The sequence below is a fragment of the Mycolicibacterium phocaicum genome, assembly GCF_010731115.1.
Taxonomy (GTDB): domain Bacteria; phylum Actinomycetota; class Actinomycetes; order Mycobacteriales; family Mycobacteriaceae; genus Mycobacterium; species Mycobacterium phocaicum.
In genome coordinates this window covers 1,793,172-1,808,324 of the sequence record NZ_AP022616.1, presented here as the reverse complement: position 1 = coordinate 1,808,324, position 15,153 = coordinate 1,793,172, and the positions used below count along the sequence as shown (strand labels likewise).

The window sequence follows — 15,153 nt, the reverse complement described above, 5'->3', positions numbered from 1 at the left end:
GGCTCAGTCGACCTTGTCTCCGCGGTTGACCTGCGGCTTCGGCACACGCATGCGGCGCAGCTGCGAAGCCCGGCTGGACGCGTAAAAGCCCAGCTTCCAACCGCTTTCGGTGTTGCCCGGGAACTTCGCGTCGACTCGCTTGTTGATGCGCCGGCTGAGCAGGACGCCGTCGATGGCCATGATGACCATCAGACCCAGCATCGCGACCGACAGCAGGCCCTGGGTCTGCACCGGCGGCAGCGCCATCATGAAGAACACCAGCACCAGCGCCGACGGCATGAACAGCCCCAGCACGTTGCGCCGGGAGTCGACGAGGTCGCGGACGTAGCGCTTGACCGGGCCCTTGTCACGGGGCAACAGGTAGGCCTCGTCGCCGGCCATCATCTTGGCGCGGCGCGCATCCATGTCGGCGCGGCGGGCCACGCGGTCGGCCTTGCGCTCTTCCTTCGACTTCGAGTTGCGCAGCTCCTTGCGGCGCTTGCGGGCCTCGGCCGTCGTCATCGGCGCCGGTGCGACCGGGCCGCGCTTACGGTTCGCGCTCTGCTTGGGAGTGGGGCGACCCTTGGGCGCGGTGGTCCGGGCCCCGGCGTCGTCGCCCGCGTCAACTGTCATGTCGACGTCGTCAGCATTGCCACTCTCGTCTCCGGAGTCGGCGTTGTCCTTCTTGCGGCCCAGCAGATTCACGCTGTCAGGTTACTTCGGTCGCCGCCGTCGGCCGTCATGCACCCGAGCCGTGGGCGGCTTAACCTGCTCCGATGAGAGTCCTAGTCGCCCCCGACTGCTATGGCGACAGCCTCACCGCCGTGGCGGCCGCGGCGGCCATCGCCGCGGGCTGGGCCGCCGCGCGGCCGGCCGACACGCTGGTGCTCGCGCCGCAGTCCGACGGCGGCCCGGGCTTCGTCGACGTCCTGGCCGAACGGCTGGGCGGTCTGCAGGCGGCCACGGTGCGCGGCCCGCTGGACCGCGACGTCACCGCGCACTGGGTGCTGCACCAGGACACCGCGTACATCGAGTGCGCGCAGGCCTGCGGATTGGCGCTGCTGGGCGGGCCGCCCACCGTGCGGACCGCGCTCGACGCCACCAGCTTCGGGGTGGGGCAACTGGTGGACGCGGCGCTGACCGCGGGCGCGACGAAGGTGGTCGTGGGGCTCGGCGGCAGCTCGTGCACCGACGGTGGCCAGGGGCTTGTCGCGGCGCTGGGCGGCCTGACGCCAGCATCTCGGAGGCTCGCCGGCATCGAGGTCGTCGTCGCCTCCGACGTGGAGCACCCGCTGCTCGGTCCGATGGGTGCCGCCGCGGTGTTCGGCCCGCAGAAGGGCGCAGATCCGGCCACGGTGGTGCTGCTGGAGCAGCGGCTCATGGCGTGGGCCCGTGAACTCGAATCGGTGGCCGGCCGCGACGTCGCCGTCGAGCCCGGAGCCGGCGCCGCCGGCGGGCTGGGAGCGGCGCTGCTGGCGCTGGGCGGACGGCGCGAATCGGGCGCGACGGTCATCGCCACCCATACCGGGCTGGCCGCGGACCTGGCCGCCGCTGACCTGGTCATCACGGGTGAGGGCCGGTTCGACGACCAGTCGCTGCACGGCAAGGTGATCAGCGCCCTGGTCGGCCAGGCGGGCGGCAAGCCCGTCCTGGTACTGGCCGGACAGGTGGCGCTGGACCCGTCAGCGCTGGCCGGTGCCGGCGTCGCGGCAGCCCATTCGATCGTCGACCACGCCGGTTCGGTGGAGCTCGCCATCAGCGATGCGGCCAACCAGCTGGCCGGGTTAGCTGCAGGCGTAGCCGCTGAACTCGGGAATAACGGCCCGACAAGGTACCGTTGATGGTGCCTGGATATTGCCAGGCAATCGAGTGTGCACCAGGGAGAAGCAATGACTGTTGAGGACGCGACCACCACCGGTACCTCGACCGAGACCCACGGCGTGATCTTGTCCGACGCTGCGGCCGCCAAGGCCAAGGCCCTGCTGGATCAGGAAGGCCGTGACGACCTCGCGCTGCGTATCGCCGTGCAACCGGGCGGCTGCGCCGGCCTGCGGTACAACCTGTTCTTCGATGACCGCACCCTCGATGGTGATCTCACCACCAACGTCGGCGGCGTCAATCTGACCGTCGACCGGATGAGTGCCCCCTACGTGCAGGGCGCGACCATCGACTTTGTCGACACCATCGAGAAGCAGGGCTTCACGATCGACAACCCGAACGCCACCGGCTCCTGCGCCTGCGGCGATTCGTTCAACTGATTCAACCGGCCGGTCCGGCGGCCTCCTACAGGGAGTCCGCCGGGCGCGGCAGGTACGAGCAGACCAGGGTCTCGCGCGGCTGCACCAGCAGCTGAGCGACAGCCTGGAATTCGTTGTTCTTGGGTCCCGAACCGCGCGGCAGCCGGCCTGACGGCGCCACCTTCATGGTGAACAGCACCTGCGCCTGATTCGGGGACAGCATCACGATCTTGTCGATCGACGTCACATCCGCCTGACCGAACTGCTTGCGGAACGCATCACTGGCCAGATTCGCCACCGTGTAATCCGTGGCGTGATCCTTGATGCCGTCGTACAGGCCGCAGAGCGCATGGCGCGCCACGGTCTGCTTGTCCTGATGCAGCAACGCGTTGAGGTAGCCCTGGATCGCGGACTTGGCGATGGCATCGGCCAGACCGCGATCGCTGGTGCTGCGCACCGCGAAGATGATGCCGCCGATGACGGCGACGACCGCGACGACCGCGCCGACGACCAGCAGGATGCGCTTCTTGTTGCTTCCGCCGCCCGACGGGTACTCCACGGCCGGTGGCAGCGTCGTCGGGTAGGCCGGAGGCGGGCCGCCGAAAGGGGCTCCGAATGTGGGGTTCCCCGGACCCGGCTGCGGGGGGATCGATTCCGGGTACGGATATGCGCCGTCCATGTTGACCACAGGCTAGCGCACCCGCGCAGGCGGGCCGGGGCGTCAGCCTGGGTAAGCTCGCCGAATGACCATTGCCGTGACCGGATCGATCGCGACCGACCATTTGATGCGCTTCCCGGGCCGATTCGCCGAGCAGTTGCTGGCCGAACACCTGCAGAAGGTGTCGCTGAGCTTCTTGGTCGACGACCTGGTCGTGCACCGCGGCGGCGTCGCGGGCAACATCGCCTACGCCATCGGCATCCTGGGTGGTAGCCCGACGCTGGTCGGCGCGGTGGGCAAGGACTTCGACGATTACCGCGGCTGGCTGACGTCGCACGGCGTCGACTGCTCGCAGGTGCTGGTGTCCGACTCCGCCTACACCGCACGATTCGTTTGCACCACCGACGAGGACATGGCGCAGTTGGCGTCGTTCTATCCCGGCGCCATGTCCGAAGCACGCAACATCAAACTGGCCGACCTCGTCGCCGCCCAGGGCGAGCCCGAGCTCGTGATCATCGGCGCCAACGACCCCGAGGCCATGTTCCTGCACACCGAGGAATGCCGGAAGTTGGGTCTGCCGTTCGCCGCGGACCCCAGCCAGCAGCTGGCCCGGTTGTCCGGCGAGGAGATCCGTCGCCTCATCGACGGCGCCACCTACCTGTTCACCAACGACTACGAGTGGGACCTGCTGCTGCAGAAGTCCGGCTGGTCCGAGGCCGAGGTGATGAGCCAGATCCAGCTCCGGGTCACCACGCTGGGGGAGAAGGGCGTCGACATCGTCGGCGACGGTTCGTTCGTCCACGTCGACGTGGTGCCCGAGAACGAGAAGGTCGACCCGACCGGCATCGGTGACGCGTTCCGCGCCGGTTTCCTCACCGGCCGCGGCGCCGGCCTGAGTCTGGAACGGGCCGCTCAGCTGGCCTCGCTCGTGGCCACGCTGGTCCTCGAGGCGCCGGGTCCGCAGGAATGGACCTGGGACAAGGCCACCGCGCTGCCGCGGCTGTCGGACGCGTTCGGTGCCGAGGCCGCTGACGAGATCGCCGCAGCCCTGAGCTGATAACCGCCGAAAGTGCGGGAAACGACCGAATTCAGTGCGAATTCGCGGTCATTTCCCGCACTTTCGTCGTATGGGTCAGAGTTCGACGGGGTAGACGGGCTCGCTGATCCGCGGCGTGACGCTGCCCTCGATGAAGATGGCGTGCCACAGCATGAAGATCAGCACCGTCCACAGCCGGCGGCTGTGATCGCTGACGCCGTTGCGGTGCTCCTCGAGCATCTCGCGGACGGCGTCGAGGTCGATCAGATGCCCGGCCTGCGACGCGTTGACCGTCGCGTACGCCCACTCCAGCAGCTCGCCCGAACGCAGCCAGTGCCGGATCGGCACCGGGAAACCCAGCTTCGCGCGGTGCAGCACATGAGGGGGCACGATGGGCTCGAGCGCCCGGCGCAGCGCGTACTTCGTGGTGGTGCGCGTGATCTTCTGGTCGTACGGCAGCTTGGATGCCACCGCGAACACCTCCGGGTCCAGGAACGGCACCCGCAGTTCCAGTGAATTGGCCATCGTCATCTTGTCGGCCTTGACCAGGATGTCGCCGCGCAGCCAGGTGAACAGGTCCAGGTGCTGCATGCGCGCCACCGGGTCCCAGCCCGCGGACTCGGCGTAGATCGGCGCCGTCACATCGGTGTGGGTCCATTCGGGATCGAACTGCGCGAGGGTCGACTGCAGCTGCTCGTCGGAGAAGCTGCGGGCGTTGCCGTAGTAACGCTCCTCGAGCGTCAGCGACCCGCGGTGCAGCAGGCTCTTGCCGCGCATACCGTCCGGCAGTGATTTCGAAGCCTTGCCGAGCCCGCGCCGCAGTCCCCGCGGTACGCGATCAAAAGCCTTGAGCGACAACGGTTCCCGGTAGATGGTGTAACCGCCGAACAGTTCGTCGGCGCCCTCGCCGGAGAGCACGACCTTGACGTGCTTGCGGGCCTCGCGGGCGATGAAGAACAGGGGCACCAGCGCCGGGTCGGCCACCGGCTCGTCCAGATACCAGACGATCTCGGGCAGTGCCTCGACGAACTCGGCCTGGCTCACCACCTTGGTCACGTGCCGCGCGCCGATGGCCTCGGCGGAGGCGACGGCCACGTCGACCTCGGAAAAGCCTTCGCGCTCAAAGCCCGTCGTGAACGTGATCAGTTTGGGGTTGTGCCGCATCGCCAGCGCGGCGATGGCGGTGGAGTCGATACCTCCCGACAGGAACGCACCGACGGTGACGTCGGCCCGCATGTGCTTGGCGACCGAATCCTCCAGAACCGCGGTGATCTCGTCGTACCGGGCCTGCTCCTGCCCTGTGACAAATGGCACAGCGCTGAACTTCGGCTTGAAGTAGCGCGTCACCTCGGGCTGCTGGCCCGGCCGGATGCGGGCGTAGCTGCCCGACTCCAGCCGACGGATTCCGCGCTGCAGTGTCTCGGGTTCGGGCACGTACTGCAGCACCGTGTAGTGCTGGACGGCGCGCTCGTCGATGCTCAGGTCGATGCCGGCGCGCGCCGCGAGGTCGAGGATGCACTTCTTCTCACTGCCGACGATCGTGCCGCCGGGGCCCGTCGCCAGGTACAGCGGCTTGATGCCGAACGGATCACGCGCGCAGAACAACTCACGGGTCTCGGTGTCCCACAGCGCGAAGGCGAACATGCCGCGCAGGCGGCCCAGCGCCGCGGTGCCCCAGTAGTGGTAGGCGGCGACGATCGCCTCGCTGTCGCCTTCGGTGGCGAATTCGGCGCCGAACTCGGTCCGCAGTTCTTCCCGGAGCTCGAGGTAGTTGTAGATCTCGCCGTTGAACACCAGCGCGTAGCGGTTCGGCGACTCCGGCGGACCCCAGCGCAGCGGCTGGTGGCTGTGCGCGATGTCGATGATGGAGAGCCGGTTGAAGCCGAAGACGACGGTGTGGTGTCCGTCGGTCGGATCGCTGTCGTCGGCCCATGCGCCCGACTCGTCCGGGCCCCGGTGGCGCATCGGATGCGTGGCATCCGAAACGGCGTTCACCAGGTCAGTGGAATGGTCGGCAACAGGGTCGGCCAGGTAGGCCAGCAGTCCGCACACGGCGCCAGTATGCCTGTTCAGGCAGGTGAACTCAGAACCGGCGCTGCCGATTGGCCGGTCGCTTCGCTCGGCACCGTGGGCGTGGTCTACGCTGCGTAGTATTCGACCGGCTTGACCGACCTCTAGGAGGGCCTCAACGTGACCGCTCGCGGGCTCCGTTTGGTGGCGTTGTCCGCCATTCTCGGCGCGTCGACGCTGCTGCTCAGCGGATGCAGCTGGCAGGAAGTCTTCGGCCTGGGTTGGCCGACCGGCATCACGCCAGAAGCGCACGCAAACCGTGACCTCTGGGTGTGGTCGGTTATCGCTTCGTTCGTGGTCGGCGCCATCGTGTGGGCGCTGATCTTCTGGGCGATGGCGTTCCACCGCAAGAAGAAGACCGACACTGAGCTGCCCCGTCAGTTCGGCTACAACATGCCGCTGGAACTGGTGCTGACCGTCGTGCCGTTCCTCATCATCTCGGTGCTCTTCTACTTCACCGTCGTGGTGCAGGAGAAGATGATGGACCACAGCAAGCCTGCTGAGGTCACCATCGACGTCACCGCTTTCCAGTGGAACTGGAAGTTCGGCTACCAGAAGGTCGCCTTCAAGGACAACACCTTCTCCTACGACGGCGCCGACGCCGCCCGCAAGGAAGCCATGAAGTCCAAGCCCGAGGGCAAGGACGAGCACGGCGAGGAGAAGGTCGGCGCGATCCGCGGCGAGAACCCCGAGGACCGCAGCTACCTGAACTTCGACAAGGTCGAGACCATCGGCACCAGCACCGAGATTCCGATCCTGGTCCTGCCGAAGGGCAAGCGCATCGAGTTCCAGATCGCCTCGGCCGACGTCATCCACGGCTTCTGGGTGCCGGAGTTCCTGTTCAAGCGGGACGTCATCCCGAACCCCGAGGCCAACCACTCGGACAACATCTTCCAGGTCACCGAGATCGAGAAGACAGGTCCGTTCGTCGGCCGCTGCACCGAGATGTGCGGCACGTACCACTCGATGATGAACTTCGAGGTACGCGTCGTGGAGCCGGAGCAGTTCAAGGCTTACCTGCAGTACCGCATCGATCACCCGAAGGCGACCAACGCCGACGCTCTGGTCTCGATCGGTCTGCCGCCGGTGGCCCAGACGACCCATCCGTTCGACTCTCGCCGCGGCGAGCAGGTCGGTTCGCCCGCTCAGGCGAGCAAGTAGGGGATACGCCATGCATATCGAAGCCCGACTTTTCGAGATTCTGACTGCCTTCTTCGCCTTGGCGACCGTCGGCTACGGCGCGCTGACCGCGCTGTACGCGAACGGTGGCATCGAGTGGGCCGGCACCACCGCGCTGGTGCTGACCACCGGTCTGTCGCTGATCATCGGCACGTTCTTCCGGTTCGTGGCCCGTCGCCTCGACACCCGGCCCGAGGACTACGAAGACGCCGAGGTCTCCGACGGCGCCGGCGAGCTGGGCTTCTTCAGCCCGCACAGCTGGTGGCCGCTGCTGATCGCCCTGTCGGCCTCGACCACCGCGGTCGGTATCGGCCTGTGGCTGCCCTGGCTGATCGTCGCCGGCGTCTGCTTCGTGCTGGCCACCGTCGCCGGCCTGGTGTTCGAGTACTACACCGGCCCCGAGAAGCACTGACACATACGGCCCCTGTGACCTGATCGCTCTGCGGTCAGGTCACAACCGTATGTCAGATGGTCCTCTGGCACCGTCCGGTACGGCCATGCCGGGCCCATGTTGGGTAATGTCTGCCGAAGGCTGGAATGTCGCCGTGAGCGACGTTCCGCAGCTGCAGCGACACAGTGGTCGAGAGGGATAGGCGTACGTGAGCGGGTCACATTCCCCGGGCTCGGATGATGCGGCCCGGGAGTCATCGGGCGTCGGTGAAGGCACCGGCGAAACCGAGATCTATTCGCAGGCCTACTCGGCGCCCGAGTCCGAGCACTTCACCATCGCCCCGTACGTGCCGCCGGAGCCGGCGCTGTACGACTACGACAGCTACGAGGCCAAACCCGACGCCGATGACGCCCCGCCGCCGCGGTGGCCGTGGGTCGTCGGTGTCGTCGCGATCATCGCCGCCATCTCGCTGGTGGCGTCCGTCGCCATCCTGGTGACCCGCAACACCAGCTCGGAGAACGTGGCGACGCCGTCGACCAGCACGACGTCGGCGCCGCCGTTCCAGGACGAGTTCACCACCACGACCACGCCGCCGCCTCCGTCCACGACAACCGAGGCGCCCCCGCCACCGCCGCCTCCGCCACCCCCGTCGACGGTGACCGTGACCCAGCCGCCGCCACCACCCCCGTCGGAGGAGCCACCGCCTCCGCCGCCCAGCAGCGCCGCGGCCGCGCCGCCGGCCACGACGTCGGCGCCGCCGACCGGACCGCGGTATGTCACGTACCGGATTTGGGGCACGAAGGCGCCGCTGGACCGTATTTCGGTGACGTACACCGACGCCGCGGGCCGCCAGCGCACCCAGCAGAACGTCTACATCCCGTGGATGATCACTCTGACACCGATCTCGATGTCCGATGTGGGCTCGGTGCAGGCCTCCAGCCTGCTGCGGCTGAGCCACCTGAACTGTTCGATTGTGACCAGCGACGGCCAGACGCTGGCCTCGCAGACAAACGATGATTGGCAGACGAGCTGTTAAATGCCGTACAACGCTGAGACTTCAACCCGGTCGCGAGTGACCGGCGGCAACCCCGAGCAGTTGGACCGTCTTCTGCTCGGCGGCTCCGTCGCCGTGTGGCTGGCGGCCCTGGGCGCCGGGGTGGCCGCTGTCGTCGCCATGGTGGACCTTGGTACCCGGCACCCGTCGGGTGCGGAATCGTCGCATACGCCGTGGCTGCTGTACTCCGTCATCGCGGTGTCGGCGGCGGTCATCGTGGGCGCCATCCCGCTGTTACTGCGCGCCCGTCGCGGTGGGGCGGCACCGCTGCCGCTGCTCGGGGGCGGACCGTCCGAGGCCGACGATCGTCGTCCCGCCGGGGAGATTCCGACGAGCGCCCTGCGCTCCTTCGACGACCCGGTGGTACGCCGCTATTCGGCGTCGCCGGCGACCAGCATGCTGGGCTTTCCGGTGGCGGCGGTGGATCAGCTGTGGCTGCGCTGCACGCTCGGGATCGCCGCGGCCATGGGCGGCGCGACGCTGTTCATCTTCCTGGGCGCGTACATGCTGGCCGACCGCCACGACGAGTTGGCCTGGATCCTGTACGGCCTGGCATTCCTCATCACCGCTGCCATGGTGGCCATTCCCTGGTACTGCCTGCGCGGTCTGCATGCCGTGCTGGAGGCGTCGGCCGAGGATGCCCGGGCGGCTTAGCGCTCAGCGCGGTGCGAACGCGCGAATGGTGCGCCGGGCGGTCTCGCCGAGATAGTCGGGCGTGACGGCGTCCGCCGTGAACAGGACGCGGAAGTAGATCGGGCTGGCAGCCATCTCGAGCACTGCGCGCGGGTCCGTGCCGGGCGGGATTTCGCCCCGCGTGATCGCGCGTTCGACGACCGCGCCGCTACGCCGGAACCGCTCCTCCCAGAACCTGGCCCGCGCCGTCCGCACGTCGTCGCTGTCGTCGGCGCCGGCCAGCGCGCCGTAGAGGACGGCGCGGACGGCCCGGTCGGCCAGCGCGGTGACGATGTCGGCGAGGAGCTTTTCGAGGTCACCCTGCAATGACCCGGTGTCCGGTGTGGCGACGTTGCGCTGCGTGAAGCTCGTCAGCAGGTCGGCGACCAGTGCGGCCTTCGTCGGCCACCGGCGGTAGACGGTCGTCTTGTTGACCTGGGCGCGCTTGGCCACATCTGGCAGTTGCAGACTCTCGTACCCGGTTTCCGCCAGGAGTTCGAGCGTCGCCGTGTGCACGGCCGCCACGACACGTGCGGATCGGCCACCTGGTCGCGGTCGGGGGACCGCGGCGGCGTCGATGGTGGTGTCCGTCACCGATTCAGTCTCGCAGGACTGTTGACCCGGTGGCGCGACGGGGCATATAAAAGCAACCATAGATGCTTTTAGTGTAGGAGGTATGCGCATGCCGGACCAGACGCTCACCATCGACGCCGTGATCGCGGGTCGTGCGGTGCCTCGTGACGAGGTACTCGCCTGGGAGGCCGAGCGCCTGCCGAAGGCCGCCCGCAAGATCGGTCTGCCCGTGCCCGCCGGCGATCTCGCCCGGCAACGAACAGCCTTCGCCGATGCCAAGCTGGCCCTGGGCGCCGACGACGTCCGCCGGCGCTTGGCGCGTGACATTCGCGCGGCCGGGGTCGTGGCCCGCGCGTCGACGCAACTGTCCTTCGGGCGACGCGCGACGAGCGTGTGCGACCTGTACGTCACCGGCGGCAGCGCGGCGGCATTCGTCGAGTGGTTCACCGCCGCCGAGCGCGACGACTACGCCCACAGCATGATCGCCGCCAACCCCGACCACTTCCTCATCGACACCGCCGCGGACGGACGGCAGGAAGTCGTCGAAACGACGGGCGGCAGCCCACTGGCGACGCAGTTCTTCGTCGACTACGACGACACGTCACCGCTCGTGACACCTCGTGATACCGCTTTTCCCGTCGAGGCGGCAGGGGTCGCGCGTACCGGGAGCGGCCTCGCGATCGGCGGCGTCCGGCATGAGTTCCGCGACGAGGCGAACGGCTTCCACGCGCGGCTGTGCGTCGAATTCCCTTGGCTCACCGCGCCGTACATGATCGCTCAGCATCGCTGGCACCTGGCGTGCGAGTTCGGCAACTGGATCACCGCGGCGTTCGCACATCGTTGAGTCTGTGCCGAGGGCGCAGGGCACTCGACTTTTCTCGCCCCCAGCGCAGGCTCAGCGCGGAAATCAGAGGCCGGGGTAGGGGAGTGGGCCCGAAAACGACTTCGGCCCGGTCTGGTGGAAACCAGACCGGGCCGAAACCGTAGATCGAACTAGTGATGCCCGTTGGAGCCGTTGGGCGAAATTTCGTCCTGGTACTCCTTGAGGGCGGTGAGTGCCTTGTGCTCGGCGGCGTGTTCGGCGTCGGCGAGGGCGGCTTGTTCGACGGCGGAGTCGGCGAACAGGAAGCTGCCGGTGCCGGGGGAGCCGGCGGAGCCGAGCTTGTTCATGCGCTTGGGCAGTGCGGCTCCCTGGTATTCCAGCGGGATGGGGTGGCCGTGGTCGTCGACCGGGCCGAGGGGCTGGTGCAGTTCGACGTAGGCGCCGTGGGGCAGGCGCTTGATGATGCCGGTCTCGATGCCGTGTTCGAGGACGGCGCGGTCGCTGCGCTGCAGGCCTACGCACCAGCGGTAGGTGAGGTAGTAGACGATGGCGGGCAGGACGACCATGCCGATGCGGCCGATCCAGGTGGTGGCGTTGAGGGAGATGTCGAACTTGAGCGCGATGATGTCGTTCATCGCGGCCAGGGTGAGCACCATGTAGAACGCGATGGCCATGGCACCGATGGCGGTGCGGACCGGCACGTCACGCGGACGCTGCAGCAGGTTGTGGTGGGCGTCGTCGCCGGTGAACTTCTTCTCCAGGAACGGCCACGCGATCAACAGACCGAACACCAGACCCATGATCACGGCGACACCCATGACGGCCGGGATGGTGTGGCCGAAGGGGTAGAACTCCCAGGCCGGCCAGATACGGGCCAGGCCTTCGGTCCACATCATGTAGAAGTCGGGCTGGCTACCGGCGGACACCTGCGAGGGCTTGTAGGGGCCCAGTTCCCAGATGGGGTTGATCTGCAGCAGACCACCCATGATGCCCAGGATGCCGGTGACCAGCGCGAAGAACGCGCCACCCTTGATCGCGAACACCGGCATGACGCGCACGCCGACGACGTTCTTCTCGGTACGACCGGGGCCGGGGAACTGCGTGTGCTTCTGGAACCACACGAGCGCCAGGTGGGCACCGATCAGGGCCAGGATGATGCCCGGGATCAGCAGGATGTGCAGGGCGTACATGCGCGGGATGATGATGTTGCCGGGGAAGTCCCCACCGAACAGGGCCCAGTGCATCCAGGTACCGATGACCGGGATGCCCAGGGTGATCGAGGACAGCGCGGCGCGCAGACCGATACCGGACAGCAGGTCGTCGGGCAGCGAGTAGCCGAAGTAACCCTCGAACATGGCCAGGATCAGCAGCACCGAGCCGATCATCCAGTTGGCCTCACGCGGGCGGCGGAACGCGCCGGTGAAGAAGATGCGGGCCAGGTGGACCATGATCGACGCAGCGAACATCAGCGCGGCCCAGTGGTGAATCTGGCGGACGAAGAGGCCACCGCGGACCTCGAACGAGATCTCCAGGGCGGATTCGTAAGCCCGTGACATCTGCACGCCGCGCAGCGGCTGGTAGACGCCGTTGTAGATGACCTCGGTCATCGACGGGTCGAAGAACAACGTCAGGTACACACCGGTGAGCAGCAGCACGAGGAAGCTGTACAGCGCGATCTCACCGAGCATGAAGGACCAGTGCGTCGGGAAGACCTTGTTCAGCTGCCGGCGTACGGCGGCCGACGGGTGGTACCGCGAGTCGATCGCGTCGCCTTGGGCGGCGGCGATGTCAGCGAGCTTGGGACTCATGATTTGCGCTCCCAGAATGCCGGTCCGACGGGTTCGATGAAGTCGCCGTTGGCGACCAGGTAGCCCTCTTTGTCAATCGTGATCGGCAGCTGCGCCAGGGCGCGGGCCGCCGGTCCGAAGATCGGCCGCGCGAAGTGCAGCGCGTCGAACTGCGACTGATGGCAGGGGCACAGAATGCGGTAGGTCTGCTGCTCGTACAGCGACGAGGGGCAGCCCAGGTGCGAGCACACCTTGGTGTAGGCGAAGAAGTCACCGAAGTTGAAGCTCTCCTGGCCCTTGCGCTTGACGACGCGGGACAGGTCCTCGGGCTTGATGCGGATGAGCATCACCGGGTTACGCACACCGAGTGCGATCTCGGACAGCTTCTCGTGCGACTCGATGGTGGTGCCGTCGCCGTCGGACTCACGCCACGGGAACACGGTCTCCATGCCGCCCGCGTCGATGTCCTCGGGACGCATCTTCACGAAGGGGGACTCACCCGGCAGGCCGGTGGCCCGGGCCAGGTAGATGGTCTCGCCGTGGAAACGCGGGGTCCAGCCGGACGTCCACAGGACGGCCTTCTTGCCCTCGGCGGTCGGCACGACCGGCTTCCACGGGTTCTTGATCAGACCGCCGATGAAGGCGACCGCGGTGCCCAGGCCGAACGCACCCAGGCCGACGCCGAGCGACAGGCCGATCAGCTTGCGGCGCTTGAGGGTCGAGCCCTCGAGCGCGTCGGTCAGGTTGGCCGCGACGGTGGCGCGGTGGACCTCGGGGGAGGCGCCGTCGTGGCGGTCCTGGATCGAGATTTCCTCGGGGATGAACTTCTTCTGGAAGAGCACCGCACCGATGCCGATCGCGAGGATCGACAGACCGAAGGTCAGGCCGTACAACGGGGTGGCCAGCGAGTAGATGAACTCGCCGTCGGATTCGAACGGCTTGTACTCCCACGGCCAGAACAGGAACACCAGCAGCAGGGCCAGGCCGGAGAGACCACCGAGCAGCAGCCAGGCCGCAACCTGACGCTCGGCGCGCTTCTCCGCCTTGGTGCCCTCGACGGGCCAGCGCGGCTCCTTGAAGACGGTCGTGACGCCGTCGATCTTTCCGCCCAGTTCGACGAGTTCTTCGCGCGACATCTCGCGCAGTTCCGCGTCACTGGGAATGTTCACGTTCTCGCTCATGCGCGAGCTCCGATCCACATAGCCGCGCCGATCACGGCGACCATCCCGATAATCCACATCGCCATGCCCTCGGGCGCGGGGCCGAAGCCGCCGAGGCCGTAGCCGCCCTGGCTGCGGTGCTCAGCCGACTCGCGGACGTAAGCGACGATGTCGCGCTTCTCTTCCGGGGACAGCTGGCGGTCCGAGAACTTGGGCATGTTCTGCGGGCCGGTGAGCATGGCGGTGTACACCTGCGCCGGCACTTCGGCGGCATGGCCGAGGTCGGGCGCGTACTTGCCCGACGACAGTGCGCCACCCTTGCCGGTGAAGTTGTGGCAGGACGCGCAGTTCAGGCGGAACAGGTCGCCACCGCGGGCGACGTTCTCACCGATGAACGAGTGCTGGTTGATCTGGCCGTTGGCGTCACGCGGAACCTGAGGACCGCCGCCGTTGGCCTGGATGTAGGCGCCGAGGGCGTCGATCTGGTGTTCGTCGAACGCCGGGTCCTTGCGGGCGGCCTGGGCCTCGCCGCGCATGGCAGGCATGCGGCCGGTGGACACCTGGAAGTAGACGGCCGCGTCGCCGACGCCGATGAGGCTCGGGCCGCGGTCGGTCACACCCTGCAGGTTGGCGCCGTGGCACGAAATGCAGGACGTTTCGAACAACTGCTTGCCGGTACGCAGCAATGCCAGCTGCGACTCGTCGGCGACCGCGACCTGAGGCCGCGGCGTCAGGGTGGCCGCGAGGCCACCAGCGACTAGAAGTCCGAGCAGCAGCAGCATCGCTGCTGAGAGGCGCCGGTGTAACCGACGACGGGACTTGCTGGTCATCGAACCCCTTCTCATCGACGAGTTGGTCATCGGACGAAGTAGATGGTGGCGAACAGGGCGATCCACACGATGTCGACGAAGTGCCAGTAGTACGACACAACGATGGCAGCGGTGGCCTGGGCCGGCGTGAACTTGCTCATCTTCGTGCGGGCAAGCAGGTAGACGAATGCCACCAGACCGCCGATGACGTGCAGGCCGTGGAAACCGGTCGTCAGGTAAAAGACCGATCCGTAGGCACTGCCCGGGATGGTGGTGCCCTCGTCGACCAGGTTGAGGTACTCGTAGCCCTGTCCCAACACGAAGAACAGGCCCATGAGGAACGTGATGACGTACCACCGGCGCAGCCCGAACACGTCGCCGCGCTCGGCCGCGAACACGCCCATCTGGCAGGTGAACGATGACGCGATCAACACCAGCGTCACCGGCACCGCGAGGGCCAGATTGAGTTCGGTCGGCTTCGGCGGCCAATCGCCGCCCGCCTGGGCACGCGCGGTGAAATACATTGCGAACAGCCCAGCAAAGAACATCAACTCGCTGGAAAGCCACACAATGGTGCCGACACTGACCATATTCGGCCGGTTCAGCGAATGCACCCTCGACGTGATGGCGGTTCCGGAGGTACCTACAGCGCTCGTCACAGCGGTAAGTATGACGCTTTGTAGTTGTTGAACTCCACCCGGGTGCCGACATTGGTCATAATCGGG

The 15,153-nt window shown here is 67.4% G+C and carries 16 protein-coding genes; 8 read left to right on the top strand and 8 right to left on the bottom strand.

Annotated elements, in window-relative coordinates; translation table 11 throughout:
• Positions 1 to 3 precede the first annotated feature (3 nt).
• Entirely contained in the window at positions 4 to 684 is a 681-nt protein-coding gene (locus tag G6N46_RS08755) for a DUF3043 domain-containing protein (protein WP_061001345.1), read from the bottom strand.
• 71 nt (positions 685 to 755) lie between these two features.
• On the opposite strand from G6N46_RS08755, the gene G6N46_RS08750 reads away from it, so the two are divergent.
• Positions 756 to 1,820 (top strand): glycerate kinase family protein, encoded by a 1,065-nt coding sequence (locus tag G6N46_RS08750; protein ID WP_138248613.1) that lies wholly within the window; start codon positions 756 to 758, stop codon positions 1,818 to 1,820.
• Positions 1,821 to 1,868: 48 nt separating this feature from the next.
• The gene (locus G6N46_RS08745) at positions 1,869 to 2,237 is read left to right on the top strand and encodes a HesB/IscA family protein (protein WP_061003004.1); all 369 of its coding nucleotides are present in this window, start codon (positions 1,869 to 1,871) and stop codon (positions 2,235 to 2,237) included.
• A gap of 25 nt (positions 2,238 to 2,262) precedes the next feature.
• Here the strand turns inward: G6N46_RS08745 and G6N46_RS08740 are convergent, their stop codons facing one another.
• Positions 2,263 to 2,895 (bottom strand): Rv0361 family membrane protein, encoded by a 633-nt coding sequence (locus G6N46_RS08740; protein ID WP_138248614.1) that lies wholly within the window; start codon positions 2,893 to 2,895, stop codon positions 2,263 to 2,265.
• 64 nt (positions 2,896 to 2,959) lie between these two features.
• Between G6N46_RS08740 and G6N46_RS08735 the strand changes: the two genes are divergently transcribed.
• Positions 2,960 to 3,931: a carbohydrate kinase family protein gene (locus G6N46_RS08735; RefSeq protein ID WP_138248615.1), complete on the top strand. Its 972-nt coding sequence runs from the start codon at positions 2,960 to 2,962 to the stop codon at positions 3,929 to 3,931.
• Between the two features lie 75 nt (positions 3,932 to 4,006).
• On the opposite strand, the gene asnB is transcribed toward G6N46_RS08735, so the two are convergent.
• Positions 4,007 to 5,962, bottom strand: a complete 1,956-nt coding sequence (gene asnB / locus G6N46_RS08730; RefSeq protein WP_138248616.1) for an asparagine synthase (glutamine-hydrolyzing) — start codon at positions 5,960 to 5,962, stop codon at positions 4,007 to 4,009.
• 138 nt (positions 5,963 to 6,100) lie between these two features.
• Between asnB and ctaC the strand changes: the two genes are divergently transcribed.
• The 4 genes from ctaC to G6N46_RS08710 all read left to right on the top strand — a co-directional run bounded on the left by ctaC (position 6,101) and on the right by G6N46_RS08710 (position 9,258).
• Entirely contained in the window at positions 6,101 to 7,141 is a 1,041-nt protein-coding gene (gene ctaC, locus G6N46_RS08725) for an aa3-type cytochrome oxidase subunit II (protein WP_061002997.1), read from the top strand.
• A gap of 10 nt (positions 7,142 to 7,151) precedes the next feature.
• Positions 7,152 to 7,571, top strand: a complete 420-nt coding sequence (locus tag G6N46_RS08720) for a cytochrome c oxidase subunit 4 (RefSeq protein ID WP_020103569.1) — start codon at positions 7,152 to 7,154, stop codon at positions 7,569 to 7,571.
• 187 nt (positions 7,572 to 7,758) lie between these two features.
• Positions 7,759 to 8,586, top strand: coding sequence for a hypothetical protein (locus tag G6N46_RS08715; protein WP_064859233.1), 828 nt, complete (start codon positions 7,759 to 7,761; stop codon positions 8,584 to 8,586).
• Positions 8,587 to 9,258: a DUF2561 family protein gene (locus G6N46_RS08710; protein ID WP_138248617.1), complete on the top strand. Its 672-nt coding sequence runs from the start codon at positions 8,587 to 8,589 to the stop codon at positions 9,256 to 9,258.
• A gap of 3 nt (positions 9,259 to 9,261) precedes the next feature.
• Here G6N46_RS08710 and G6N46_RS08705 read toward each other — a convergent pair whose 3' ends face one another.
• Positions 9,262 to 9,870 carry a TetR/AcrR family transcriptional regulator gene (locus G6N46_RS08705; RefSeq protein WP_234880596.1) on the bottom strand — a complete coding sequence of 203 codons (609 nt, stop codon included), beginning with the start codon at positions 9,868 to 9,870 and terminating at the stop codon, positions 9,262 to 9,264.
• Positions 9,871 to 9,952: 82 nt separating this feature from the next.
• Between G6N46_RS08705 and G6N46_RS08700 the strand changes: the two genes are divergently transcribed.
• On the top strand, positions 9,953 to 10,693 hold the full coding sequence (locus G6N46_RS08700; RefSeq protein ID WP_234880597.1) for a hypothetical protein: 741 nt from the start codon (positions 9,953 to 9,955) through the stop codon (positions 10,691 to 10,693).
• A 149-nt stretch (positions 10,694 to 10,842) separates the two neighbouring features.
• Here G6N46_RS08700 and qcrB read toward each other — a convergent pair whose 3' ends face one another.
• Genes qcrB through ctaE form a run of 4 tightly spaced genes read right to left on the bottom strand, consistent with a single transcriptional unit; the run spans position 10,843 to position 15,087 of the window.
• The gene (gene qcrB / locus G6N46_RS08695; RefSeq protein ID WP_163692668.1) at positions 10,843 to 12,480 is read right to left on the bottom strand and encodes a cytochrome bc1 complex cytochrome b subunit; all 1,638 of its coding nucleotides are present in this window, start codon (positions 12,478 to 12,480) and stop codon (positions 10,843 to 10,845) included.
• Positions 12,477 to 13,640, bottom strand: coding sequence for a cytochrome bc1 complex Rieske iron-sulfur subunit (gene qcrA, locus G6N46_RS08690; RefSeq protein ID WP_138248622.1), 1,164 nt, complete (start codon positions 13,638 to 13,640; stop codon positions 12,477 to 12,479). Before qcrA ends, qcrB begins: the two co-directional genes overlap by 4 nt.
• Positions 13,637 to 14,449 (bottom strand): cytochrome bc1 complex diheme cytochrome c subunit, encoded by an 813-nt coding sequence (qcrC, locus tag G6N46_RS08685; protein ID WP_061003208.1) that lies wholly within the window; start codon positions 14,447 to 14,449, stop codon positions 13,637 to 13,639. Before qcrC ends, qcrA begins: the two co-directional genes overlap by 4 nt.
• Positions 14,450 to 14,475: 26 nt before the next feature.
• On the bottom strand, positions 14,476 to 15,087 hold the full coding sequence (gene ctaE / locus G6N46_RS08680; RefSeq protein ID WP_082762195.1) for an aa3-type cytochrome oxidase subunit III: 612 nt from the start codon (positions 15,085 to 15,087) through the stop codon (positions 14,476 to 14,478).
• Positions 15,088 to 15,153 lie beyond the last annotated feature (66 nt).